The sequence below is a fragment of the uncultured Devosia sp. genome, assembly GCF_913055165.1.
Classification (GTDB): Bacteria; Pseudomonadota; Alphaproteobacteria; order Rhizobiales; family Devosiaceae; genus Devosia.
Genome location: NZ_CAJXJS010000001.1, coordinates 1 through 23,231 on the forward strand (window position 1 = coordinate 1; position 23,231 = coordinate 23,231).

The following is a 23,231-nucleotide window of genomic DNA, read 5'->3' on the forward strand; positions in this document are numbered from 1 at the left end:
TTCGGGGCCAGGTTTTCGCAACATGACCCAGTGAATCAAAAACCCCCGGCAAACGCCAGGGGTTTGTCAGCAGTCTGGGGGCGCCACATGGCGCCCTTTTTGTTGGCTGGACACTATTTCCGCAGTTGGAGCTAGAGATCCGGGCCCGCCAAAAATGGCATGATATCGACGCCGTCGCCGGGGAAGGTGCTGATATGGGGATGGTCGGCGAAGAGCCGGGCAGCGGCCTCCGCGCTTTCCGCCTCGACGATCAGATAGCCGCAAAAATCATTGGTGGCCGGGGCGATGCTACCGTCGCGGGTGATGCGGGTGGTCTTGCCCACCATGCCGCCATGATTGACGATGGCAGCCGCATGACGCCTGTTCCACTCCTCCCATTCCGGCAGGCCCTTGGCGTCCACCGCGTCCTGTTCAGATTTCGGCATGGCCCGGAACTTGGCCAGGTCCGAGCGTGTCATCGTATAGACGGCCAGAAAATGCGGCATGGCGGCGTCCTGCAGGTAATAAAACGCCGGACCAGACTAGCCCTTCACGGCGAAGGCGTCACCGGGTCAACTGGCGATCGCGTCCACATCCGCCTTCTTCGGGATGGCCGGTTGCGCGCCGGGTTTGAGGCAGGCGAGGCTCCCGGCTACTGCCGCGCGGCGCAAGGCGGCTTCGAGCGAATATCCGGCGTCAAGCCCCGCCGCGAGATAGCCGCAGAACGTGTCGCCCGCCCCGACGGTGTCGACCGGCTTGACCTTGTGCGCCGCCACCGAAATGGGACCATCAGGTGTGCGGGCTCGGGCGCCTTCGGGGCCAAGCGTCACCACAATGGTACGACCAGTCTGGTTGACCCAGTCCTGCATGGCCATGTCGAGCTGATCAATGGGGCGGCCGGTCAGCAGGGAAAACTCCGTTTCATTGGCCACCACAATATCGGCCATAGGTGCGAGCCTTGCCGTATCGGGCAGGAAGGGCGCTGTGTTGAGAATGGAACGCGCACCCTTTTCGCGGGCTATTTCGAGTGCCTTGCGCGTTGCGGCCTGCGGCACTTCCTGCTGCACCAGCAGCGTGTCCGCGCTAGTGAGCTTGGCCAGCCCGCGCGTTGCGTCTTCAGCGCTCACCGTGCCATTCGCGCCGGGCAGGATGGCGATGACATTCTCGCCCGCCGCATCGACGAAAATCATGGCGATGCCGGTTGCCGCCTCGGCCCTGCGCAGCTGGCTGAGATCGACCCCACCATCCCGCAGCAGTTCGGTCGCAAGATCAGCAAAGGCGTCATCACCGACGGCCGAAACATGCAGCACCTCTGCCCCGGCGCGGCGCGCCGCCAGCGCCTGGTTGGCGCCCTTGCCGCCAGGGGCCATGGAGAAGGTGCCTCCAGCCACGGTTTCCCCCGGCTTGGGCAGGCGGGTGACGGTGCCGATCTGATCGAGATTGGTGGAGCCGAATACGGTGATCATTCAGACGATCTTTTCTATCGTGTTCCAGTTGCGCATGGTGTCAAGCACGCCTTTGTCCAGCTTTGCATAGAGTGGCTTGAGCACCTCTTCGACATGCTCGGTATAGCGCCCATTGGGCTGCCGATAGGCGGCGATATAGATATCGCGCTGGTCGATGCGCAGGATTTCGGTTTCGCCGGGCCGATCGGCGAGGTCGATGCCTTGCGGCAGCGCTTCAGCAAACATCAGCACATGCCGCGCGACGTCGGCCTTTGGATCAAGAGTACCGAATGGATGGTCCTTGAGCATGGCCCTGAGTTCACTCTCGGAGCGCAGCACCACACCAACGCGGAACCCGAATTGGTTCGCGATGGTCGTCTCCAGGGTCGTCTTGACCTCCGCCTCGCCACCCTGAGCCGAAAGCCGCACATTGCCACTGGCCAGCACCGTCTTCACGTCGGTGAATCCAGCTGCCTCCAGACAGGCCCGCAAGTCGGCCATTTTCATCTGTCGCTTGCCCAGGTTGATGCCGCGCAGGAAGGCCCCCCAGATATGGCTCATGGCCTGGCCTTCTGCGGATAGATGGCGTCTCCACGAGCAAGCATGGCGACGTAATCGGCGATGCGCTTTTTTCGCGCCGCTTCGGTCTTAAGCGAGATGATCCTAAAGGTGAGGGCGAAGCGGTTCTGGGCGGTCAAGCCGTCATAGGTCGCCTGTGCCGCCGGGTTGGCGGCGATGGCTTCCAAGAGGTCGGCGGGAGGCTCCTGTGTGGTCTTGTAGGCCGCGTCCCAGCGGCCGTCTGCCTTTGCCGCCTCCACATGGACAAGACCATGTTCAGTCATGAGACCCTGTTCGATCAGCCGGGCGACATTGTCGCGATTGATCTGGCTCCACACCGATCTGGGGCGCCGCGGGCAATAGCGCTGCACAAAGCTCTCCGCGTCCCAGCTTTTCTTGATGGCATCGATCCAGCCCCAGCAGAGCACGACGTCAATGGCTTCGACCGGCGTTATGGTCGGCCTGCCCGATGCCTTCTTGAAAATACGGATCCAGACCTCGTCGGCCTGGTCGTGATTGCCAGCCAGCCAGGTATAGAAGGCATCAAAATCCACGAACTCGAACAGCTTGTCCGTCGGAACGGTGACCGGCGCCATGGCGTCAGGCGGCTGGGGCCGGCTTGGGAGTCAGCAGCTCTGCCAACACTCTGTCCAACCGGTCATGCTGGGGCAGAACGATGCCGAAATCCTCGGTCAGCACCTGCTTGATGTCTTCGGCCGAGGTCAGCTCGCGATAGTCTGCCTCACCATCGGTAGGCTGACGGGTGAACTTGGTGTTTTGCAGCTTGAGGCGCTTGCCGCTGGGGGCCAGTGCGACACGCAACTCATGCGTGAAGGGAGAAGCCGGATCAGTGGCGATCCGATGGTTGATCGCGGCGATGCTGTCCTCGCTCACTTCGTCCAGCGTGAAGACATAGACCGGCCGCCAGTCTTCGGCGAGCTTCACCTCAAGCGTCCAGTCCGGCTCGCCGCCGGTCAGCCGGAAGGTTTCGTGCGGTGTGGTTTGCGCGCTGTCGGCCCTGAGCCGCAGCGGCGTGGTGAGCGTCAGCCCGCCAAACCCAACATCGGCAATGTGGTTCTGCCCATTGACCTCAACCAGCAGCAGCATGTGGCTGGGGGGCAGGCTGGCGGCATCCGGGTTGGTCCAGACCACGCGCGCCAGCAGAGGCCGGACGATAAAGTCGAGGTCCTGGAGCATGCGCATGAACAACAGATTATGTTCAAAGCAATAGCCGCCGCGCTTGTCGGTCAGGAGCTTCTTTTCGAGGCTCGGCTGATCAAGCCGCACTGGTTCGCCCAGCAGCGGATTGAGGTTCTCGAAGGGGATAGTGGCGGGATGCAGCGCGTGCAGCAGGTCCAGCGTCATCAGGGTCGGCGCGATCGAGCCGGCAAACCCGATTCGCTCGAAATAGCCCTTGAGATTGACCTTTTCAGCCATTAGCCACCCGTGCCGCTGTTAAAACCGAGGCACAATATGGTCACCCCGATTGCCTTTGTCACGGGCTGACAGGCGCCTCTGCGCAAAACGGCCGTACTCAGGCCGACGCCTTGCGAACGCGGATCACCACATCGACATGGGACACTTCCATGCCTGCGGGCGCAGTGGGCAGTGCCTTGAACTCAACCGAATCGGGCGGGATGTCGATCATCCGCTGCTCGTCTTCGACGTAAAAATGGTGATGGTCGGACGTGTCGGTATCATAATAGGAGCGCGACGCATCGATCGCCACTTCGCGCAGTAGCCCCGCCTCGTGAAATTGGTGCAGCGTATTGTAGATCGTGGCCAGGGACACGTTCACATTGGCAGCGTCCGCTTCACCATGCAGCTGCTCGGCACTGACATGCCGGTGCGGGCCGCCGAACAGCAATTCGGCCAGGGCCACGCGCTGCCGGGTCGGGCGAAGACCGGCCATGCGCAGCACGGCCGTCAGGCACGGCTTGCGGGATGGAACGGGCCGGGCGGCGGTATCGCGATCGGGCATAGGGCCTTCGGGTCTCTTATTCAGGTCCGGATTTGTCGCTATCTTATAGTCGCCAAGCCCCTGCCAGACAAGCGCAGCCCATGGGTGGCCTGTCGCGCTGCCCCCGGCTGTCTTGACCCTTACCCGGCACCCCTATACGAGACGAGACTTGAGCGAGAGCGAGGAGCTTTGATGGCTGAGCGGCAGCACGCATTCAATTACGAGGAATTGTTGGCCCATGGACGCGGCGAATTGCCGGGACAGGGCGATGCCCGCCTGCCGGCCCCGCCCATGCTGATGTTCGATCGGATCACCTCGATCACCGAGGACGGCGGTGCGCATGGCAAAGGCCAGGTGCGGGCAGAACTCGATGTCAATCCGGACCTGTGGTTCTTCAAGTGCCACTTCATCGGCGATCCGGTGATGCCCGGTTGCCTGGGACTTGATGCCGTCTGGCAGATGACCGGCTTCTTTCTCTCCTGGATCGGCCAGCCCGGCAAAGGGCGCGCCCTTGGTGGCGAAATCAAGTTCACCGGCCAGGTGACCGATGACGTCAAGCTGGTCGAGTATGGTATTGATCTCAAGCGGGTGATGCGCTCGCGGCTGACGCTGGGCATTGCCGATGGCTGGGTCAAGGCTGACGGTAAAGTGATCTACGAAGCCAAGGACCTGCGCGTTGGACTCTTCACGGAAGCCCAATTGCACGAGCAGCAGTCCGCTTGACCGGCCTTAATGCTGGCCGCAACGACCCTATATAAGTGCGACGCCAACCCCGATGCGAACGCACGAAACGACTAAAGCGAGGACGAAATGAGACGAGTTGTCGTAACCGGCATGGGTATCATTTCACCGATCGGCAACTCTCTCGACGAGGTGACGGTCAGCTTGCGCAACGCGACGCCCGGCATCGTCTTTGCTGAAGATTATGCCGAGCTGGGTTTCCGCAGCCAGGTCAAGGGTGATCCCCGCCTGGATCCGTTTGAAGTTCTCGACCGCCGCGTCACCCGCTTCATGGGCAAAGGCGCGGCCTGGAACTATCTGGCCATGCAGCAGGCCATTGCCGATGCCGGCCTGGAGCCGGGCGACATCTCCAACCCCATGACCGGCATTGTCATGGGCTCGGGCGGCGCCTCGACGCGCACGATCGTCGAAGCGGCGGACGTTACCCGCAAGAATACCAGCCCCAAGCGGATCGGACCGCTGGCCGTGCCCAAATCCATGGGCTCGACCGCCTCGGCGACGCTGGCCACCTCCTATGGCATCAAGGGCATCAACTATACCATCACCGCGGCCTGCGCCACGTCCAAGCACTGCATTGGCAATGCCATGGAGCAAATCATGCTGGGCAAGCAGGACATCGTCTTTGCCGGGGGCCATGAAGATCTCGACTGGACCTTGTCCAACCTCTTCGACGCCATGGGCGCCATGAGTTCGGATTTCAACGCGACGCCGGAAAAGGCCTCGCGCGCCTATGACGCGAACCGCGATGGCTTTGTGATTTCGGGCGGCGCCGGTGTGCTGGTTCTCGAGGAACTGGAACATGCCAAGGCACGCGGCGCCAAGATCTGGGCCGAAGTGGTTGGCTATGGCGCGACCTCCGACGGCCTCGACATGGTCGCCCCTTCGGGCGAAGGCGCCGAGCGCTGCATGCGCATGGCGCTCAAGGGCATCAAGGCGCCCATTGATTACATCAACCCCCACGCCACCTCCACTCCGGTCGGGGACCTCAAGGAAATCGAGGCCCTGCGCGCCGTCTTCGGCAATGAGGACAAATGCCCGCCCATCTCGGCGACCAAGTCGCTGACCGGCCACAGCCAGGGCGCGACGGGCGTGCACGAGGCAATCTATTCGATCCTGATGATGCGCCACCGCTTTATCGCCGAAAGCGCCAATATCGACACCCTCGATCCCGCCTTCGCCGACATGCCCATCCTGCGTCAGCGTCGTGATGACGTCGATTTGGGCTATGTGTTGTCCAATTCGTTTGGCTTTGGCGGCACCAACGCGGCCCTGGTGTTCAAGCATCCCGACGCCTAGGACGGCGACCCCATGGGATATTTCCCAATAGGTAGTCGCACTTATAGCGCCTAGACATTAGGGATCGGCGCGGGTTCTGTGCCCGGCGCTGACCCTCAATAGGGACGCGGCCGGAGGGCAGATGAAATCAGAGATGACCTCCGGGTCTCTAGTCCCCAGTGTCCTTTCCGACTCCTGGGGCAAACATGAGTCGAACCCGCTCGCCATTGTCCAGATCATCGAGCATCATCTGGGGATCGGCACCTTCCACCTGGAACTACCGAGTGGACATCTCTACCTGTCCGACGCCGCCTGCCGCATCTATGGCTACGCGCCCACAAGGGAGCGGGTGCCGCTCAACCTCATTCTCAACGCGCTGGTGCGTGAGGACCGGCGTCGCGGCGCCGATCTGCTCTCGCACGCCATTGCCAAGAAATGCGGCTACCGCTTCGTGCTGCGCATTCTTCCGGAGGGAGGTTCGATCAAGATTATCGAGGTCTTTGCCGACGTCGTGCTCAGCAAGCTTGGCGAGGTGGTGGCAGTGGTGGGGACGGTCAGGGACATCTCCGAACGCGCCAAGGCCGACGCACAAGCGGCTGGACGCAGCCTGTTGGTGCGGTCTCTGCTGATCAATATACCCGCCGCCATTGCCGTTCTGGATCGCGACATGCGCTATCTGGCCGTATCCAATTACTGGGCGGCCGGTCATGGCATGAAATCTCCCAACGACCTGATCGGCCTCAGCCATTATGACGAGCATCCGGATCTGCCCGCAGAAGTCCGGCGCGAGCATCAGCAGGTCCTCAATGGCGCCACCCTGCGCAGGCCCAGGGCATATCTGAAGGATCGCAAAGGCCGACCCATCCGGCAGACCTGCGTCATCTGCCCCTGGTACACCATGGAAAAGAAGGTCGGGGGCATGATCATCATGCTCGGCAGCGTCGATATGGCCAACGCGCTGCCGGCGGAGAAATCCGAGACCTCCCTGCCCACCCGCGAGGAATTCCTGCACCTGCTGGCAACCCTGTAGGGCGCCTGGTAGGACGTCCCGCCCGCGGGCGCAATGCCGGGCAGCATTCATCGCCACAGGTCGGAAGGTTCAGTAACTCAGTTCGGAGAACCCGGCTTCTCTGGCATCATAGACCAGCAGCCGCCCGATGAGGGGCTCTCCCAAGCCGGTGATCAGCTTGATCGCCTCCATGGCCATGAGCGCGCCGATCACACCCGTGACGGGCCCCAATATGCCGTTGGCTTCGCAGGAAGGCAGGACGTCATCGCTGGCTTCGTCTGGATAGAGGGCTGAATGGGGTGGCCCGCCCAGATGCGGGGCGAACACTGTCACCTGGCCCGAAAACATCGACACCGCTCCGGAAACCAATGGCTTGCCCTGCCGCTCCGCCGCCGCCGCAACGATCCGGCGGGTCGAGAGATTGTCGGTACCGTCGAGGACGACGTCAGATGACCCAACAAGCTCGCCTGCATTCGCCGCTGTGACGGCCTCAGTCCGCAGCGCGAGCCCTACATGCGGATTGAGCGCGGCCGCGAAGGCGCCGGCGCTGTCCGCCTTACTGGTACCGATTGACCCGGTCGTATGGATCACCTGCCGCTGCAGGTTGGAGAGGGAGACCGTGTCGTGATCGATGATCGTCAGGTAGCCAATTCCGGCAGCTGCCAGATAGGCAATGGCCGGGCTCCCCAGCCCGCCGGCGCCAACGACCAGTGCCCTTGCTCCCTTCAGCCTTTGTTGGGCTGCGCCGCCAAAGCCCTTGAGCACCAGGTGGCGCGCATAGCGCCTCGTCTCTTCGGGGCTGAGCGGATGATCAGAGGCCAAGGGGGACCGCCAGGAAGCGCCGGTCCGGCCCTTCAAATCCGCCGGGATAGACGGAAACTATTGCCACGGCATTGCTCAGGATCGCCCCCTGGAACGGCATGACCACCGAATGGATGCGATACTCGGTAGGGCAGCCGCGCGATCGCGGCAGGTTCTGGTCGCGATATATCAGCCTTGTGCTGCCGCTATCGGTGATCGTCAATTGGTACCCGAGTGGGGCGACGCTGAACCATTCCGCGCAGGGGCTGGTGGCGGTGGCCGGGAAGGTGGAGAGCTCCAGCGTGTAGTCTCCAGCCACCGTGCCGGGCAGATAGCCGGGCGCACCGAAGCTGAGGGCCTTGGCTTCGCTATCGGGCACACCATCGCCGATCAGTGCCGCAATCTCGATCGGCACATCAATGCTGAAACCCTCGATATGGCTCGCCGCCTGGTCGGCCACCTGGGCGCGCACGGCGCTCAGGCTCGTCTCCTCGCTTTCCGCCTGCACCCGGACCGGAGTGCCCACGACCCAGCTATCGGTCCTGAGGTCGACGACATAGAGATTGGAATAGGCAAAGCCAGAGCCATCCTGGATGCCGAACTCCTCAAAGGCGAAATAGCGAAAGTCTTCGGAAAAGCCGACATAGTCGATCAGGGCGCGGTCTCCGGCCTTGGCCGGCATGGCCAGGATCACCGCAAGAAGGGCGCTAACGGCCAGTCGAGCCGTGGCCGCCTGCACCACGTTCGGTTGCATCCAGTTCATCAACTTCCACCAATTCAACGGCGCTGACGGGCGCCACAATCATTTGGGCCACGCGCTCACCACGGCGCAGGCTAAAGGGTTCTCTACCATGATTAATAAGCAGTATTTTGACTTCGCCGCGATAATCCGCATCCACCGTACCGGGTGAGTTGAGCACAGTCACGCCATGCTTGGCCGCAAGCCCCGAACGCGGCCTGATCTGAGCCTCGAATCCTTCAGGAAGGGCAATGGCAAGCCCCGTGGGCACCATCACATAATCGCCCGGGGCAATGGTCACAATCTCGTCAGCACCAATGGCGGCACACAGGTCAAGCCCGGCCGCGCCAGCGGTTTGTTGGCGGGGAAGGGGGAGGCCCGCGCCATGCGCGAGCCATTTGACATTGACCCGGACGCTCACGGCGCGCGCACCACGGCAAACAACTCGTCAGGCAGATCGGCCGCGCCATTGATCAGGTCGAGCATGTCGATCACCTGCTCGGCCCGGGTCTTGTCTGCCGAGAGCGTCATATTGGTGTCCACAATCTCGGCGCCCGAAACCGCGATCGTCATGGTCCGGCCTTCAAAGAAAGCTTCGACCATCTGTCGGGTCTGCTCGTCCATGTCGTCCTCGGCGCCCAATTCAGCCTGCATGTCGGCTGTGGGGAGGGCCACGCGGACCAGGCCAGGCCCGGCTTCGCTAAAGCTCATGCCGCCTTCGTTCTGCCCGAGATCGAGATCGGCAAAATTGCCTTCCTCAACGATCGTGCACGTCGCGCTGCCATCGGCGTTCTCGGTCAGGGTGCCCTCCGCACAGAAGCTGTCGGCATCATCTTCGCCGCTTTCCGCACTCATCTTGACCATTGAATACACATCGGCACCCATGACCTGGGTCATGGTGGCTTTTGCTGTGGTCGCGCTGGTGATGGCGACGTCGACGGTCACATCAATGCAACCGGTCAGCCCGGCGGCCAGCAGGACCGCTGTTGCCAGCTTGCCAAACAGTTTGACGCTCATTGTCTTCTCCCGTGTTGGCGGCCTCCGCCGCTTGTGAGGGCAATCTATGGGGCATACCCGGCAATGGACAAGCCACGGCAGGACTTTCCCGTCAGGTCGAAACCAGAGCCTGCCAGATGAGAATGCCGATGAGCGCGAGTACGCTCACCATCACCGCTATCGCCAGGCCCCGCAAAAGCCTGTCGCGGGGCCGGTTCACCATCGCCCGGTGCTCGGCCAGGGCAATTTCGGCCTGCTCGATCAGAGCGGGCACCCTGCCGGCCGCCGCACCGATCCGGCCCAGATGGCCAGCCAGGTCCTCCAACCGGCCAATGGGCCCTTCCTCCCGTCTCAGCCATTCGCTCACGACCGGTTCGGCGATCGTCCAGATATCGAGGTCAGGGTCGAGATTACGCGCCACCCCTTCCACCAGCACCATGGACTTCTGCAACAGCACCAGCTCGGGTCGCGTCTGCATGTCGAACAGGTCGGTGACGGTGAACAGCTGGCCCAAAACCTTGGCCATGGAAATGTCGGCGGCCGTGCGGCCATGCAAGGGTTCGCCGATGGAGCGGATAGCGAGGGTGAAATCATCCACCGACTGGGTCCTGGGCACATAGCCGATATCGAAATGGCGCTGCGCCACCAGGCGGTAGTTGCGGGTGATGAAGCCATAAAGGATATCGGCGAGGAACCGTCGCTCGGTCTTGCCAATGCGGCCCATGATGCCGAAATCCACGGCGATTACGTCGCCCGTTCGGGGGTCGGCGAACAGATTGCCCGGATGCATGTCGGCATGGAAGTAGCCATCGCGAATGGCGTGGCGCAGAAAGCTTTGCAGCAGTTTGGCGGCAAGCGCCTTGCGGTCGATCCCCGCCGCGTCGATGGCGGCGTGGTCCCGAATGGGAATGCCCTGCATCCAGCTGGTCGTGAGGACATTTTGCGCCACATGATCCCAGTGGACCTCGGGAATGACAAAGCCTTCGTCCTTGCTGATGTTCTCGGCCATCTCGGAGATGGCGGCGGCTTCCAGCCGCAGATCCAGTTCAAGCTTCATGGAGCGGTCGAGCGTGCGCACCACCTCGGTCGGGCGCAGCCGCCTGCTGGCTGGCGAAAGCGCCTCCGCCAGCCGCGCACCGGCATGGAGACTGTCCGTGTCTGCCCGAAAGCGCTCAACGACGCCGGGCCGCAGCATCTTGACCGCCACGACGCGTGGGACCTCATTGGGTACGCGCAGACGCGCCTTGTGCACCTGGGCGATCGAGGCCGCAGCAATCGGCTCGCTGATCTCGGTGAGTTGCTCCGCCTTGTCTCCCAAGGCCGCCTGGAGGATGCCGGGGACCAGCTTCGGATCGAACGGCGGCATGCGATCCTGGAGGCCCGAAAGATCTGCCGCTGCCTGCACGCCGACAATGTCGGGCCGGGTGGCCAGCGTCTGGCCGAATTTCACATAGGAAGGGCCCAGCTTGTGCAGGGCGGCATTAAGCCGCTCAATGCTGCCGGTTCTGCGCACGGCACGTCGTTCGACCAGCCGCGCCAAGCCGATGCCGGCCTTCATCATCGGTGGCAGCGACTCCGCCGGCAGCACGGAGAAAGCGCCCTCGCGCGCCAGCACCCAGCCGGCATGGATCAGGCGGAGCAGGGACCCAAGTGCCATGAATTAGAGCTTCCAGCCCGAGAACAGCGTGGCGATATTGCCCGTGAAGCTGTGGTGTTTGGTTCTTTTGAACCCGGCCTTGCCTAGCATGGCCGAGAACTCAGGCGGCGCCGGAAACTTGCGGATCGATTCTATGAAATACTGATAGGGCTGCGCGTCGCCTGTTACCACCTTGCCCATGGGCGGGATGAACCTGTCCGAATAGAACCGGTAGACGGCGTCGAACCCGGGCACGTCGACCTGCGAGAATTCGAGAACAAGGATGCGTCCGCCCCGCTTGAGCACGCGATGCGCCTCGTCCAGCGCCTTTTGTATGCGGGGCACATTTCGGATCCCAAAGGCGATGGTATAGGCGTCAAAGCTGTTGGCTTCGAAGGGCAGTTCCTCGGCATTGGCCTCGATGAACTGCACCTGCCCAGGGTAGCGCCAGGCCTTCGCCCGGTCCGCACCGACGCGCAACATGTCGTCATTGATGTCCGAGACGATGACCTCGGCATAGCCGAGGGAAGCATTGACGATGCGTTCGCCGATATCGCCTGTGCCCCCCGCCATGTCGAGCACCCTATAGGGGCGCGAGCCGGCCTTGGGTGGCGCAAGCTCGGCAACCAGCGCGTCTTTCCACAGGCGATGGACGCCAACGCTCATCAGATCGTTCATCAGGTCGTAGCGGTCGGCCACATCGTGGAACACCTTGTCCACCAGCCCCTGCTTGTCCTCCAGGGCGACGGTCCGTTCGCCGAAATGGGTGGTCTCGCGGGTCTGGTTCATGGCAAAGGCCTTTTCAACCGGCATCGGGTCGATGGATCTTGTGTTGCCCGTATACATAAGCCGCATAGACTTGCCCATGCCACAAAGGCGCGCAGGGTGAAGGAGTTTTTGCCAATGCCCGAATTGCCGGAGGTCGAAACCGTGCGCCGGGGTCTGGCGCCCTGGCTTGAGGGGGCCACCATCAAGGCTGTGACGCTCAACCGCAAGGATCTGCGTTTCCCGTTTCCCGAAGGCCTGAAGGGCGCGCTGGAAGGCCAGCGGGTAACCCATGTCGGAAGGCGGGCCAAATATTTGCTGATTGCTCTCTCGAACGGAAAGACGCTGCTCAGCCATTTGGGCATGACCGGCTCCTGGCGCTTCGCCGAGCATCCGATTGACAAGCCCCCGCGTTACTATGAGCCGGGGACTGAGCCCCGGCACGACCATATGGTCTGGGCGCTCGATCATCCCGATCACGGCAGAAGCCACCTTATCTATGCCGATCCACGCCGTTTCGGCTTCATCGCGCTTTATGACGACCCGGCTGACAGCCCCTATTTGCAGGACCTGGGGCCCGAGCCGCTCGGCAATCACTTCAGTGCCGCGCAGATGGCGCAGGCCTTTGCCGGCAAGAAGGCGCCAATCAAGGCGGCTCTGCTCGACCAGCGCGTGGTGGCCGGACTGGGCAATATCTACGTTGCCGAGGCGCTGCATCGGGCCCATATCCTGCCCATGGTCGAGGCGCGCACCCTGGTCACAAAGGCGGGGAGGCCCAAAAAGGCGCTGGATCATCTTACCCACGCCATACGCGAGGTGCTGACGGCCGCCATAGAGGTGGGCGGCTCCACGATCCGCGACTTCCGCAGCCTCGAGGGCGCGGGCTACTTCCAGCACAATTTTGCGGTCTATGACCGGGAAGGCGATCCCTGCCCGACCCCACTGTGCAAGGGTGTTGTCAATCGTATCGTCCAGTCGGGCCGCTCGACCTTTTATTGCCCGGTCTGCCAGAGGGCGCCCTGACCCGCCTCGGGCCCGAATCCAGTTGACGCCTACCAGGCTTTGCCCTATAGACCCCCCGACTTGGCGGCAGCTGTGCCGCCGCTTTCATTTCATCCCGGACGGTTGCAGCGCTCGATAGGCGCACAATCTGCCGGTTGGACGACCCAAGAGGACCACAATGGCCAATACGCCGTCAGCCAAGAAGGCGACCCGCAAGATTGCTGCCCGCACCGCGATCAACAAGTCGCGTCGCAGCCGCGTGCGTACGTTCATCCGCAAGGTTGAGGAAGCGATCACCGCTGGTGATCACTCTGCTGCCTTCGCGGCTCTCAAGGCTGCCGAGCCGGAAATCCATCGCGCTGCCGGCAAGGGTATCGTTCATGCCAATCTGGCCGCTCGCAAGGTCTCGCGGCTGAACAGCCGCGTAAAGGCTCTGGCCGTATAAGCATTAAGGACCGCGCGGTCTTCGCAAGGCGGTCTGGGAACTGCAATTCGGGCTCCGCAAGGGGCCCTTTTTGTTGTATGGTAGTCGGGTAGTTTTTTCGCCATTGTTCTGTCACATGACTAAATAGTGACGGACGGGCCGGACCGGGAACGAACCGGGAAGCTTTGGTTTTCTCTATTCTTTACAGAGGCCTAGGCCTTCCGGAGCACTCGTGCCTTTCCGCCAGCCCGGCCTGTGGGCACGGTGAGGTGAAAAATTCTCCTACTGTGGCAAGGGCGGCTAAGTGTTCGAATCTGCCTTGAGTCACAGGCTCTTGTAAGGGGTCACTTTCCCGGGTCCGCGGACCACTAAAATCCCGCCTCCGAGTCAAGCCCCTATTTCAACGATTCACGTGTTGCGGGTCCAATTTCGTGCCTCTAATGTACCTTTGCCGACAGGGAAAGAGAGGGGTGGAACGACCCTCCGGACCTTGCGGCAGGCTCCCGCCAGGGAGTTTGGGTTTGGGGCAGTTCCGGCAGCAATGTCGGGAAATTCAGCCAGTAACTTTGTGTAGGCCGCACAGGTGGCGGCCGGTCAAACTTGGGTTGGCAGCGTTCATTCGACCAGTGACCGAAAAGGCCTGGTTCAAGTGAAAGGTCAAGACGGGAACGGCGGACCATGAGCCGCCGGACAATAGAATTGTGTCCGCGTTTTGCGGGCGCAGGGGCGAAGCCGTGTCTGAACCGGACCATCAGGGGCCGGCTGGGCACAAAACTAATCAGGGGCGATTCCGGCATTGCGGACCGGAACGGCGGCAACAAAGAATGGGGCAAGACACGATGATGCGACAGGCAACCGCGGGAAGAGATGATTGGGCTGCGGCCAATTCCTCTTCTCCTTCCACTTCCAGCAAAGGCGGTACTCCTGTCATGTCCACACCAGAGGCTTCTTCTCCCGATCAGCGCGAGCTCTGGACCCGCGTGCGGGCGCGGCTCAAAGCGGCTGTGGGCGAGGATGTTTTTGCCTCCTGGTTCGCCCGGCTTGAGCTCGAAGAACTGGTTGATGACCTCGTCCATCTGAGTGCCCCGACACGCTTCCTGTGCTCTTGGGTGCAGTCCAACTATGCCGACCGTATTCTGGAGGCCTTCCGCAATGACGTGCCTGAAGCCGGACGCCTGCAGGTGACCATGCGGGTCAACGGCCAGGCCCGGCCGCGTCTGGCGCCCGTCGCCGAAGCCGCGGCGCCCGAAGCTCCGGCAGCGCAGCCCTCCGCTCCGGCTCCTTCGGCCCCCGCCCTGCCGCGGCTGGTGCGCGACAACGCCAAGTCCGGCGATGCTCTTTCCGGCAGCGCCATTGATCCGCGCATGACTTTCGACAGTTTCGTCGCCGGTGCGGCCAATGAAATGGCCCTCGGCGTGGCCCGTCAGATCGCCAATGCGGCGATCAACAATGCGGTCACCTTCAACCCGGTCTATATCCATTCCACCGTCGGTCTGGGCAAGTCGCACCTGCTCAACGGCATAGCCCATGCCGTGGCCGAGGCCGACCCCACAAAGAACATCGTCTACCTGACCGCCGACCACTTCATGTACCACTTCATTACCGCCGTGCAGCGCCAGAGCGCGCTCGGCTTCAAGGAGTGGCTGCGCCGTGTCGACCTCCTGCTGATCGATGACATGCAGTTCCTGCAGGGCAAGTCGGCCACCGAGTTCGGCCACACGCTGGGCGCTCTTCTGACCGGCGCCAAGCAGGTCGTCGTTGCCGCAGATGCTCCGCCGCGTGATCTTGAAATGCTCGATGAGCGCGTCCGTTCGCGCCTCTCGGGCGGCCTGGTTGTGCCCATCTCTCCCTTTGATCACGAATTGCGCCGGGATATCGTCCAGCGCCGTGCAGATCAGGTCAATGCCCGCTTCGGCATGCAGTTCCCGTCGGCTGTGATCGACTATATTGCCCGCGCCGTGGTCAGCCATGGCCGCGACCTCGATGGCGCCGTCAACCGCCTGGTGGCGGCCAACCAGCTCACCGGTGAACTGATCACCGTGCCGCTGGCCGAAAAGACCCTGGCCGATCTCATCCGTGCCCGCGATGCCAAGCGCGTGCGCATCGAGGACATCCTCAAGATCGTGTCCCGCCACTACAAGGTGCCGCGCAACGAATTGCTTTCGGCTCGCCGCTCGCGCGATGTGGTGCGTCCGCGCCAGATAGCCATGTACTTGGCAAAGGCGCTGACCAGCCGCTCGCTGCCGGAAATCGGTCGTCGCTTCGGCGGTCGCGACCACACCACCGTGCTCCATTCCGTCCGCAAGGTCGAGCAAATGATCAAGGATGACCTGGAACTGGGTCAGGAAATTGAGCTGCTCAAGAGAATGCTCGAAGAATAGCCTTTGAATAGCCGGATTGGCGGGGCAGTTTTCCGCAATGTTTCGTGCTTCTGCCCGCCTTCTGGCCCTTCTCGGTCTCATCAGCAGCCCTGTCTTTGCCCAGGTTGCCCCCAAGCTCCCAACTCCGGAGGAGCGGGCGGCCCAGAACCTGGCCATCGCCACGGCCGTTCAGGAACAATTGCTTGATTGCTGGCGCCTGCCGGCCGGGTATGAGAGCCGGTCGATCTCCGTTCGGCTGGCCTTTCTGGGGAATGGCGAACTGGACGGCGATCCCCATGTCTTGGCTGAGAGCCTGCGAACGGCCGGCAAATATCCCGAGTTGATCCGTTCGATCGCGGACGCGATCGCCAATTGCGTACCGTTTCAGGGGCTGGATGCATTGGGTGCGCTGCCGGGCGAACGATTTGACATCACCGTTCACTTCTCAGGCTGAAGTCCACAGCTAGCATGCGGCCAAAGGTCCCCTCGGCCTTGCCAATTTCCTATGAAACTGTAAACGTCCCAACCCCGGCTTCGCCGGGTCTGCTGTCGCGTATTGCCGGGAAGAAGAACTCCATGAAAGTCACGCTCGAACGCAATCATCTGCTCAAGTCGCTGAGTCATGTGCACCGGGTGGTGGAGCGCCGCAATACCTATCCGATCCTGGCCAATGTGCTGTTCAAGGCGAGCGACGATCGGGTGGAACTGCGCGCTACCGACCTCGATATCGAGGTGACAGAGAGCGTGCCCGCCATGGTATCCACGCCCGGCTCCACCACGGTGCCGGCGCACACCCTCTACGAGATCGTCCGCAAGCTGGCCGATGGCGCCGAGGTGCGGCTGGAAACCGATGGCGGCGAGAACATGGTCCTGACCTCGGGCCGTTCGCGCTTTAACCTGGCTTGCCTTTCACCGGACAGCTTTCCCGACCTCAAGTCCGGCGCCTTTGCGCATGAGTTCGACATCCCCGCCGCATCCCTGCGCGAGCTGATCGAGCGTACCCAGTTCGCGATCTCCAATGAGGAGACGCGCTACTATCTCAATGGCATCTACTTCCATGCTGTCGAAAGCTCCGCAGCCGGGTCGCTGTTTCGCGCCGTCGCCACCGATGGGCATCGCATGGCCCGGGCCGAAATTGCTGCCCCTGCCGGTGCCGAGGGCATGAGTGGCATTATCGTGCCCAAGAAGACTGTCGGCGAGGTGCAGAAACTGCTCGATGGCGTTGATGGCGATGTGCATGTCGAGGTGTCCGACACCAAGATCCGCTTCACTGTCGGCCCGGTGGTGCTGCTGTCAAAGCTGATCGAGGGCACCTTCCCCGACTATGATCGGGTGACGCCAAAGAACAACGACAAGCAGATGATGGTCGACAAGGCCGGCTTTGCCATCGCCGTTGATCGCGTCTCGACCATTGCCTCGGATCGCGGCGGCAAGGCGGTCAAGCTTTCGGCCAAGGACGGGCTGCTTGAGCTCTCGGTGACCAATCCGGACCATGGGACCGCCAGCGAGGAAGTCGCGGTCGAATTCGAGACCGACGGCTTCGAAATCGGCTTCAACGCGCGCTACCTGCTCGACATCATCCAGCAGATCCGTTCGGACAGCGCGGTATTTTTGTTCAACGATGCCAATTCTCCGACCCTGGTCAAGGAAGAGGGCGAATCCAGCGCGCTCTATGTGCTGATGCCGATGCGTGTCTAGGCGGCGTCCCGTCGGGGACATCGCTCCAGTGGAGCGAATTGAGCCGACTAGGTCCGCAGGGTCCCGGTGTCCGGCATGCTCGATCCCGCTGTTTTCGAAGGGGCCAAGGGTTAGCCGGAGCGTGAAGTAGTCATGATCCGCCATATTTCCCGCCTGCGCCTCACCGCCTTTCGTAATTATGCCAGTGCTGCGCTCGATCTTGATGAGCGTCACGTCGTGCTGACCGGGCCCAATGGCTCGGGCAAAACCAATCTGCTCGAAGCCATCTCCGTGCTCTCGCCCGGACGAGGTCTGCGGGGGGCCAGCTTCGACACACTGCAATCGCATGGATCGGACCTGCCTTGGGCCGTAGCGGCAACCATTGAAACCGATGATGGCCCGGCCGATATCGGCACCGGCGCCCTCCCTGACGGCGGCCGGCGTGTACGTATCAACAGCGCCAATGCCCGGTCCATTGAGGCCATGAGCGACTATCTGCGGGTGCTCTGGCTGACCCCGGCGATGGATGGCCTGTTCTCAGGGCCGGCCGGCGATCGACGTCGCTTTCTCGACCGGTTGGTCACAACGCTGATCCCTGGCCATTCCGCCGCCGTCTCCGACTATGACAAGGCCATGCGGCAGCGCAACAAGCTGCTCGAGGACGGGGGCGATCCGGGCTGGCTGGGTGCCGTTGAGGCACAGATGGCCGAACTGGGCGCCTCGATCCATCTCAATCGCACCGATAGCCTCACTCACCTGCAAGCATTGATCGCGGAAAGCCTGGACGACGGCAGTTTCCCCGCAGCTCTGCTGGCACTGACGCCATTGTTTGAAGACACGCAGGAGCCGTCGACCTCGGCGGCGCTTGAAGCCTTGCTGGCAGAGCGCTGGAATGCATTACGGCCTCTTGATCGGGCAGCGGGACGCACCACATCTGGTCCACACCGCGTCGATCTTGAAGTGGTGCATGCGCAAAAGCAGATGCCCGCCGCTCTCGGCTCGACCGGGGAGCAGAAGGCGTTGCTGATCGGGCTCATTCTGGCCCATGCCCGACTGGTGCGGCTGCGCACGGGTATCGTGCCTATCCTGTTGCTCGACGAGATCGCCGCCCATCTCGATCCGGATCGCAGAAAAGCCCTGTTTGCGGCGCTCGATGGCCTGGAGACCCAGTGCTTTTTGACCGGCACCGACCCTGTGTTGTTCGAGGCGCTGGAGGATCGCGCCCAGCGCATTGGCGTGCGCGACGGCAGACTGGCGGCACAAGGGTGAAAATCCCCGGCAAAAGCCGGTGAAACGGCCAATTTTCTTGGGGTTTCACCCCCATTCCGCTAGAACCATACCACGTGAAAATCGACTGATTCGGACCTCATGAGCGACAGCGAAAACCCGATCCCGACCGAATATGGCGCCGACAGCATCAAGGTGCTCAAGGGTCTTGATGCCGTGCGCAAGCGCCCGGGCATGTATATCGGCGACACCGACGATGGCTCGGGCCTGCACCACATGGTCTACGAGGCGGTCGACAATGCCATCGACGAGGCGCTGGCCGGCCATGCCGATCTGGTGACGGTGCGGCTCAATGCCGACGGCTCTTGTACCGTGATCGACAATGGGCGCGGCATCCCCACGGACTTGCACAAGGAAGAAGGTGTTTCGGCGGCAGAGGTCATCATGACCCAGCTCCATGCCGGCGGGAAGTTCGACCAGAACTCCTATAAGGTGTCTGGTGGCCTGCACGGCGTGGGCATTTCCGTGGTCAATGCCCTGTCTGTCTGGCTCAAGCTGCGCATTCGGCGCGATGGCAAGATTCACGAGATCAGCTTCACCCAGGGGGTCGCCGATGCGCCCCTCAGTGTGACCGGCGCCTATACCCCGGACAAACAGCCCGGCACTTATGAGGGTCGCTCGGGCTCCGAAATTACCTTCCTGCCCAGCTCTGAAACCTTCTCCATGGTGGAGTTTGATTTCAAGACGCTCGAACACCGCCTGCGCGAACTGGCCTTCCTCAATTCCGGCGTCCGCATCATCCTGTCGGACCACCGCCATCCTGAGCCTGTCGATATCGAGCTGTTCTACGAGGGTGGGCTGCAGGCCTTCGTCAAATATCTCGACAAATCCAAGCAGCCAGTGATCGAGGCGCCTATCACCATGCGCGCCGAAAAGGACGGTATTACCGTCGAAGTGGCGCTGCAGTGGAACGACAGCTACCACGAAAATGTGCTGTGCTTCACCAACAACATTCCGCAGCGCGATGGTGGCACCCATCTAGCTGGCCTGCGCGGGGCGCTGACGCGCCAGGTGACTGGCTATGCCAATAGCTCGGGCATCGCCAAGAAGGAAAAGGTCGAGCTTTCCGGCGACGATACCCGCGAGGGCCTGACCTGCGTGCTGTCGGTCAAGGTGCCCGATCCCAAATTCTCCAGCCAGACCAAGGACAAGCTGGTCTCCTCCGAAGTCCGGCCGGTCGTGGAAAACATCGTCAATGAGAAACTCGGGCAATGGTTTGAGGAGCATCCCAACGAGGCCCGCACCATTGTCAGCAAGGTGGTAGAAGCGGCCGCCGCTCGCGAAGCGGCGCGCAAGGCCCGCGAACTGACCCGCCGCAAGGGCGCGCTGGAAGTCTCCTCGCTGCCCGGCAAGCTGGCCGACTGCCAGGAGCGTGATCCGGCAAAATCGGAAATCTTCATCGTCGAGGGCGACTCGGCCGGTGGTTCGGCCAAGCAGGGGCGCGATCGCTCCAACCAGGCCGTCTTGCCGCTTCGAGGCAAGATTCTGAACGTCGAGCGCGCCCGCTTTGATCGCATGATCTCGTCTGATCAGGTCGGCACGCTGATCACGGCTCTCGGGACTGGCATCGGCCGGGAGGAATTCAACCCGGACAAGCTTCGGTACCACAAGATCATCATCATGACCGACGCCGACGTCGACGGCGCCCATATCCGCACGCTGCTGCTGACGTTCTTCTACCGCCAGACACGCGAACTGATCGAGCGCGGGCACATCTACATCGCCCAGCCGCCGCTCTACAAAGCCACGCGCGGTCGCTCCGAGCTCTATCTCAAGGACGAGCGGGCGCTGGAAGACTATCTGCTCGAAGGCGGCATCGAGGATGCGGTGTTCACCACCCAGCATGGCACCACCCACGCGGGGCAGGACCTGCTGGGCATCCTGCAGCAATCGCGCGAAATCGTGAACGCGATCAACAACCTCAACACCCGTTACAACCGCAATCTTGTCGAGCAGGCAGCCATTGTCGGAGGCCTTGACCCCGAGGGCATTTCCGATCCGGACAAGAGTGCGGCGACCCTCAAGCGCGTGGCCAATCGTCTCGACCGCATTTCGGACGAGCTGGAGCGCGGCTGGACCGGAGCGGTCACCGACGAGGAGGCCCTCGCCTTCTCGCGTACCGTACGTGGCGTCACCGAGACGCACCAGATCGACCGGGCGCTGCTGCAAAGCGCCGATGCGCGCAAGCTGCGGCAGCTGGCCGGTCGGCTGGACGAGCTTTTCGGCGGGGTGCCCACACTCACCCGCAAGGGCGAGACCTCCAACATCTATGGCCCGGCGAGCCTGTTCAAGGCCGTTACCGATGCCGGTCGCAAGGGCGTGTCGCTGCAGCGCTACAAAGGCCTGGGCGAAATGAACGCCGAGCAGCTCTGGGAAACCACCCTCGATCCCAATGCCAGAACCTTGCTCCGCGTCGAGATCGACCAGACCGACGAAGCCGACGAAATCTTCACCGCCCTGATGGGCGACCTCGTCGAGCCCCGCCGCGACTTCATCCAGGACAATGCGCTTAATGTGAGCAATCTGGACGTCTGAGAGCCGTGCCGAAGGCAAAATCTCCCCAGTGGGGTGATTTTAGGTGAGCAGGCCATGAGACCTATGCTCGAATGGCGTTTTGGCTTGGTTGGTCGGCTGCGCATGTCTCAGGCTCGCGCTGTCGCCCATGAGCACATAGGCGTGCCTTCTTGTCTGCGCGACATTGTTCGACCACATGGATCAATGCGTCTGACCCGGTGATCTTCTCATCGGCGCGGCAGATGCTTAGTTACGGACGAGAGCCGGTTCCGGCTGCACCATTTCCGCGAGGTTTCCATGAAAAAGATCGGCTTCCTCTCTTTTGGTCATTGGAGCCCGTCGCCCAATTCGGGCACGCGAACGGCGTCGGACGCTCTCCTGCAGTCAATTGATCTGGCCGTGGCCGCAGAGGAGCTGGGCGCTGACGGGGCCTATTTCCGGGTGCATCATTTTGCCCGCCAGCTTGCCTCACCCTTTCCGCTTCTGGCGGCGGTGGGTGCGAAAACAAGCAAGATCGAGATCGGCACCGCCGTTATCGACATGCGCTACGAAAATCCGCTTTACATGGCCGAGGATGCCGGGGCGGCCGACCTGATCTCCGAGGGGCGGCTGCAATTGGGTATTTCGCGCGGCTCGCCCGAACAGGTGATCGATGGCTGGCGCTATTTCGGCTACGAGCCGGCCGAGGGCCAGACCGATGCCGACATGGCCCGGCTCAACGCAGAAATTTTCCTCAAGGCCCTGACCGGCCAGGGTTTTGCCCAGCCCAATCCGCGCCCCATGTTTCCCAATCCCCCCGGCATGCTCAGGCTCGAACCCTATTCCGAGGGTCTGCTCGAGCGCATCTGGTGGGGTGCGGCCAGCGACGCCACGGCCGTCTGGGCGGCCAAGATGGGCATGAATTTGCAATCCTCGACACTCAAATTCGACGAAAGCGGCAAACCCTTCCACATCCAGCAGGCCGAACAGATCCGTGCCTACCGCGCCGCCTGGAAGGAAGCCGGCCACACCCGCACCCCACGCGTTTCGGTCAGCCGCTCCATTTTCGCCCTCGTCAATGATCGGGACCGCATGTATTTCGGCTCTGGCCGACCCGAGGAAGACCAGTTCGGCTACATCGAACCGGAAAAGCGCGCCGTCTTCGGCCGCGGCTATACGGCCGAACCGGACAAGCTGATCGAGGAACTCAAGCGCGACGAGGCCATCGCCGAGGCCGATACACTGCTGCTGACCGTGCCCAATCAACTGGGTGTGGACTACAATGCCCATGTCATCGAGAGCATCCTCAAATATGTCGCCCCCGGTCTGGGTTGGCGTTAGTCAGGCAAGCGAAATGGCGATTGGTCGCAATCATTGGCCCGCCAATAGCGCTCGACCGGCGTGAACGCCCCATTCGCCAGCAGTTCGACACGTGCGGCAAATGCCATGGCGCGGCATTCATCGGCGCCAGCGACGACGTGCACCATCTCGTGCAGCACCGTGAGCCGCCGCAGTGCCGGGGTTCCGTCGGCAGAAAACTGCGGGCAGACGACCATGCGCACCCGGCCGTCATGGGCCGGCAGGTGCACATAGGCGGCAAACCGCGCGCAGGCGCCGCTGTTCTCCGCAGGTTCGATCAGCTCCACGGCGATCTCTCCGCCCCAATGCCGGGAGGCAAATTGTCCCTCCGTAAGGGCGTCCTGATAGGCAGTCACATCGACCCCGAAGTTCTCGGCCGCTAGTCCTGTCCGCGCCGTCTCAAAGGCGGCGATAGCGTCGTTGAACGCGGTCTGGACCGCATCGGCCCTGGGCTGGACAGCCGACAGGAGCAATATGGACAGGGCAAGCAAAGGCAAAAGCGCGCGCATGACCGATGTGTTGCCCTGCCTGCTCTGCGCTGGCAAGAGCTGTGGCAGGTCTGTCACACATGCCGCACAAGTGGCGACTTGACCCATAAACCGGCCACAATTGGCGCGGAGAAGCGTCTGCCATGTGCTGCTGGACCGCAGCGGGTGTTTAGCCAGTCGATATCGACCGATCTTAACCTCTTGCTTACCATTTGTTTCCCTTGCTGGACGAACAGG

24 protein-coding genes are annotated in these 23,231 nt (G+C 62.3%); 11 read left to right on the forward strand and 13 right to left on the reverse strand.

Features of this window, described 5'->3' with window-relative positions:
• Window positions 1-131 precede the first annotated feature (131 nt).
• The 6 genes from QZ564_RS00005 to irrA all read right to left on the reverse strand — a co-directional run bounded on the left by QZ564_RS00005 (window position 132) and on the right by irrA (window position 3,963).
• Window positions 132-485: a hypothetical protein gene (locus tag QZ564_RS00005; protein ID WP_297102885.1), complete on the reverse strand. Its 354-nt coding sequence runs from the start codon at window positions 483-485 to the stop codon at window positions 132-134.
• 66 nt (window positions 486-551) lie between these two features.
• Entirely contained in the window at window positions 552-1,445 is an 894-nt protein-coding gene (locus QZ564_RS00010; RefSeq protein ID WP_297102888.1) for a ribokinase, read from the reverse strand.
• Entirely contained in the window at window positions 1,446-1,985 is a 540-nt protein-coding gene (locus tag QZ564_RS00015) for a DUF1697 domain-containing protein (RefSeq protein ID WP_297102891.1), read from the reverse strand.
• Window positions 1,982-2,578 carry a YdeI/OmpD-associated family protein gene (locus QZ564_RS00020; protein ID WP_297102894.1) on the reverse strand — a complete coding sequence of 199 codons (597 nt, stop codon included), beginning with the start codon at window positions 2,576-2,578 and terminating at the stop codon, window positions 1,982-1,984. Before QZ564_RS00020 ends, QZ564_RS00015 begins: the two co-directional genes overlap by 4 nt.
• Before the next feature lie 4 nt (window positions 2,579-2,582).
• Window positions 2,583-3,419 carry an arylamine N-acetyltransferase gene (locus tag QZ564_RS00025; protein ID WP_297102898.1) on the reverse strand — a complete coding sequence of 279 codons (837 nt, stop codon included), beginning with the start codon at window positions 3,417-3,419 and terminating at the stop codon, window positions 2,583-2,585.
• Window positions 3,420-3,516: 97 nt separating this feature from the next.
• The gene (gene irrA / locus QZ564_RS00030; RefSeq protein WP_297102901.1) at window positions 3,517-3,963 is read right to left on the reverse strand and encodes an iron response transcriptional regulator IrrA; all 447 of its coding nucleotides are present in this window, start codon (window positions 3,961-3,963) and stop codon (window positions 3,517-3,519) included.
• A gap of 171 nt (window positions 3,964-4,134) precedes the next feature.
• Here irrA and fabA point away from each other — a divergent pair, with 171 nt between their 5' ends.
• The 3 genes from fabA (at window position 4,135) to QZ564_RS00045 (ending at window position 6,988) form a co-directional block, all read left to right on the forward strand.
• Window positions 4,135-4,665: a 3-hydroxyacyl-[acyl-carrier-protein] dehydratase FabA gene (gene fabA / locus QZ564_RS00035; RefSeq protein WP_297102904.1), complete on the forward strand. Its 531-nt coding sequence runs from the start codon at window positions 4,135-4,137 to the stop codon at window positions 4,663-4,665.
• Window positions 4,666-4,752: 87 nt separating this feature from the next.
• Window positions 4,753-5,979, forward strand: a complete 1,227-nt coding sequence (fabB, locus tag QZ564_RS00040; RefSeq protein ID WP_297102906.1) for a beta-ketoacyl-ACP synthase I — start codon at window positions 4,753-4,755, stop codon at window positions 5,977-5,979.
• Between the two features lie 121 nt (window positions 5,980-6,100).
• Window positions 6,101-6,988: a PAS domain-containing protein gene (locus QZ564_RS00045; RefSeq protein WP_297102909.1), complete on the forward strand. Its 888-nt coding sequence runs from the start codon at window positions 6,101-6,103 to the stop codon at window positions 6,986-6,988.
• Window positions 6,989-7,057: 69 nt separating this feature from the next.
• Here QZ564_RS00045 and moeB read toward each other — a convergent pair whose 3' ends face one another.
• The 6 genes from moeB to ubiE all read right to left on the reverse strand — a co-directional run bounded on the left by moeB (window position 7,058) and on the right by ubiE (window position 11,928).
• The gene (moeB, locus tag QZ564_RS00050) at window positions 7,058-7,789 is read right to left on the reverse strand and encodes a molybdopterin-synthase adenylyltransferase MoeB (protein WP_297102912.1); all 732 of its coding nucleotides are present in this window, start codon (window positions 7,787-7,789) and stop codon (window positions 7,058-7,060) included.
• Window positions 7,779-8,531, reverse strand: a complete 753-nt coding sequence (locus tag QZ564_RS00055) for a DUF2259 domain-containing protein (protein ID WP_297102915.1) — start codon at window positions 8,529-8,531, stop codon at window positions 7,779-7,781. Before QZ564_RS00055 ends, moeB begins: the two co-directional genes overlap by 11 nt.
• Window positions 8,476-8,928 (reverse strand): dUTP diphosphatase, encoded by a 453-nt coding sequence (gene dut / locus QZ564_RS00060; RefSeq protein ID WP_297102918.1) that lies wholly within the window; start codon window positions 8,926-8,928, stop codon window positions 8,476-8,478. Before dut ends, QZ564_RS00055 begins: the two co-directional genes overlap by 56 nt.
• Window positions 8,925-9,524 (reverse strand): hypothetical protein, encoded by a 600-nt coding sequence (locus tag QZ564_RS00065; protein WP_297102922.1) that lies wholly within the window; start codon window positions 9,522-9,524, stop codon window positions 8,925-8,927. The genes dut and QZ564_RS00065 overlap by 4 nt, the downstream gene beginning before the upstream one ends.
• Window positions 9,525-9,615: 91 nt before the next feature.
• Window positions 9,616-11,160, reverse strand: coding sequence for a 2-polyprenylphenol 6-hydroxylase (gene ubiB / locus QZ564_RS00070; protein WP_297102925.1), 1,545 nt, complete (start codon window positions 11,158-11,160; stop codon window positions 9,616-9,618).
• 3 nt (window positions 11,161-11,163) lie between these two features.
• Window positions 11,164-11,928: a bifunctional demethylmenaquinone methyltransferase/2-methoxy-6-polyprenyl-1,4-benzoquinol methylase UbiE gene (ubiE, locus tag QZ564_RS00075; protein ID WP_297103464.1), complete on the reverse strand. Its 765-nt coding sequence runs from the start codon at window positions 11,926-11,928 to the stop codon at window positions 11,164-11,166.
• Window positions 11,929-12,042: 114 nt separating this feature from the next.
• Between ubiE and mutM the strand changes: the two genes are divergently transcribed.
• The 8 genes from mutM to QZ564_RS00115 all read left to right on the forward strand — a co-directional run bounded on the left by mutM (window position 12,043) and on the right by QZ564_RS00115 (window position 22,488).
• Window positions 12,043-12,927, forward strand: coding sequence for a bifunctional DNA-formamidopyrimidine glycosylase/DNA-(apurinic or apyrimidinic site) lyase (gene mutM, locus QZ564_RS00080; RefSeq protein WP_297102930.1), 885 nt, complete (start codon window positions 12,043-12,045; stop codon window positions 12,925-12,927).
• Between the two features lie 157 nt (window positions 12,928-13,084).
• Complete coding sequence (gene rpsT, locus QZ564_RS00085) at window positions 13,085-13,351, forward strand: 30S ribosomal protein S20 (RefSeq protein ID WP_297102933.1); 267 nt, start codon at window positions 13,085-13,087, stop codon at window positions 13,349-13,351.
• 908 nt (window positions 13,352-14,259) lie between these two features.
• On the forward strand, window positions 14,260-15,711 hold the full coding sequence (gene dnaA / locus QZ564_RS00090) for a chromosomal replication initiator protein DnaA (protein ID WP_297102936.1): 1,452 nt from the start codon (window positions 14,260-14,262) through the stop codon (window positions 15,709-15,711).
• Between the two features lie 37 nt (window positions 15,712-15,748).
• The gene (locus QZ564_RS00095; protein ID WP_297102939.1) at window positions 15,749-16,144 is read left to right on the forward strand and encodes a hypothetical protein; all 396 of its coding nucleotides are present in this window, start codon (window positions 15,749-15,751) and stop codon (window positions 16,142-16,144) included.
• Window positions 16,145-16,266: 122 nt separating this feature from the next.
• Window positions 16,267-17,388, forward strand: coding sequence for a DNA polymerase III subunit beta (gene dnaN / locus QZ564_RS00100; RefSeq protein WP_297102943.1), 1,122 nt, complete (start codon window positions 16,267-16,269; stop codon window positions 17,386-17,388).
• A 132-nt stretch (window positions 17,389-17,520) separates the two neighbouring features.
• Entirely contained in the window at window positions 17,521-18,636 is a 1,116-nt protein-coding gene (recF, locus tag QZ564_RS00105) for a DNA replication/repair protein RecF (protein ID WP_297102946.1), read from the forward strand.
• A gap of 99 nt (window positions 18,637-18,735) precedes the next feature.
• Complete coding sequence (gene gyrB / locus QZ564_RS00110) at window positions 18,736-21,189, forward strand: DNA topoisomerase (ATP-hydrolyzing) subunit B (protein WP_297102949.1); 2,454 nt, start codon at window positions 18,736-18,738, stop codon at window positions 21,187-21,189.
• Between the two features lie 276 nt (window positions 21,190-21,465).
• Window positions 21,466-22,488, forward strand: a complete 1,023-nt coding sequence (locus QZ564_RS00115) for an LLM class flavin-dependent oxidoreductase (protein ID WP_297102952.1) — start codon at window positions 21,466-21,468, stop codon at window positions 22,486-22,488.
• Here the strand turns inward: QZ564_RS00115 and QZ564_RS00120 are convergent.
• Window positions 22,485-23,015, reverse strand: coding sequence for a hypothetical protein (locus tag QZ564_RS00120; RefSeq protein WP_297102954.1), 531 nt, complete (start codon window positions 23,013-23,015; stop codon window positions 22,485-22,487). The genes QZ564_RS00115 and QZ564_RS00120 overlap by 4 nt on opposite strands.
• Window positions 23,016-23,231 lie beyond the last annotated feature (216 nt).

Coding starts and splice junctions, on each gene's coding strand:
- QZ564_RS00005 (WP_297102885.1), bottom strand. CDS start 485: ATGCCGCATTTTCTGGCCGTCTATACGATGACACGCTCGGACCTGGCC.
- QZ564_RS00010 (WP_297102888.1), bottom strand. CDS start 1,445: ATGATCACCGTATTCGGCTCCACCAATCTCGATCAGATCGGCACCGTC.
- QZ564_RS00015 (WP_297102891.1), bottom strand. CDS start 1,985: ATGAGCCATATCTGGGGGGCCTTCCTGCGCGGCATCAACCTGGGCAAG.
- QZ564_RS00020 (WP_297102894.1), bottom strand. CDS start 2,578: ATGGCGCCGGTCACCGTTCCGACGGACAAGCTGTTCGAGTTCGTGGAT.
- QZ564_RS00025 (WP_297102898.1), bottom strand. CDS start 3,419: ATGGCTGAAAAGGTCAATCTCAAGGGCTATTTCGAGCGAATCGGGTTT.
- irrA (WP_297102901.1), bottom strand. CDS start 3,963: ATGCCCGATCGCGATACCGCCGCCCGGCCCGTTCCATCCCGCAAGCCG.
- fabA (WP_297102904.1), top strand. CDS start 4,135: ATGGCTGAGCGGCAGCACGCATTCAATTACGAGGAATTGTTGGCCCAT.
- fabB (WP_297102906.1), top strand. CDS start 4,753: ATGAGACGAGTTGTCGTAACCGGCATGGGTATCATTTCACCGATCGGC.
- QZ564_RS00045 (WP_297102909.1), top strand. CDS start 6,101: ATGAAATCAGAGATGACCTCCGGGTCTCTAGTCCCCAGTGTCCTTTCC.
- QZ564_RS00055 (WP_297102915.1), bottom strand. CDS start 8,531: ATGAACTGGATGCAACCGAACGTGGTGCAGGCGGCCACGGCTCGACTG.
- QZ564_RS00065 (WP_297102922.1), bottom strand. CDS start 9,524: ATGAGCGTCAAACTGTTTGGCAAGCTGGCAACAGCGGTCCTGCTGGCC.
- ubiB (WP_297102925.1), bottom strand. CDS start 11,160: ATGGCACTTGGGTCCCTGCTCCGCCTGATCCATGCCGGCTGGGTGCTG.
- ubiE (WP_297103464.1), bottom strand. CDS start 11,928: ATGAACCAGACCCGCGAGACCACCCATTTCGGCGAACGGACCGTCGCC.
- mutM (WP_297102930.1), top strand. CDS start 12,043: ATGCCCGAATTGCCGGAGGTCGAAACCGTGCGCCGGGGTCTGGCGCCC.
- rpsT (WP_297102933.1), top strand. CDS start 13,085: ATGGCCAATACGCCGTCAGCCAAGAAGGCGACCCGCAAGATTGCTGCC.
- dnaA (WP_297102936.1), top strand. CDS start 14,260: ATGTCCACACCAGAGGCTTCTTCTCCCGATCAGCGCGAGCTCTGGACC.
- QZ564_RS00095 (WP_297102939.1), top strand. CDS start 15,749: ATGTTTCGTGCTTCTGCCCGCCTTCTGGCCCTTCTCGGTCTCATCAGC.
- dnaN (WP_297102943.1), top strand. CDS start 16,267: ATGAAAGTCACGCTCGAACGCAATCATCTGCTCAAGTCGCTGAGTCAT.
- recF (WP_297102946.1), top strand. CDS start 17,521: ATGATCCGCCATATTTCCCGCCTGCGCCTCACCGCCTTTCGTAATTAT.
- gyrB (WP_297102949.1), top strand. CDS start 18,736: ATGAGCGACAGCGAAAACCCGATCCCGACCGAATATGGCGCCGACAGC.
- QZ564_RS00115 (WP_297102952.1), top strand. CDS start 21,466: ATGAAAAAGATCGGCTTCCTCTCTTTTGGTCATTGGAGCCCGTCGCCC.
- QZ564_RS00120 (WP_297102954.1), bottom strand. CDS start 23,015: ATGCGCGCGCTTTTGCCTTTGCTTGCCCTGTCCATATTGCTCCTGTCG.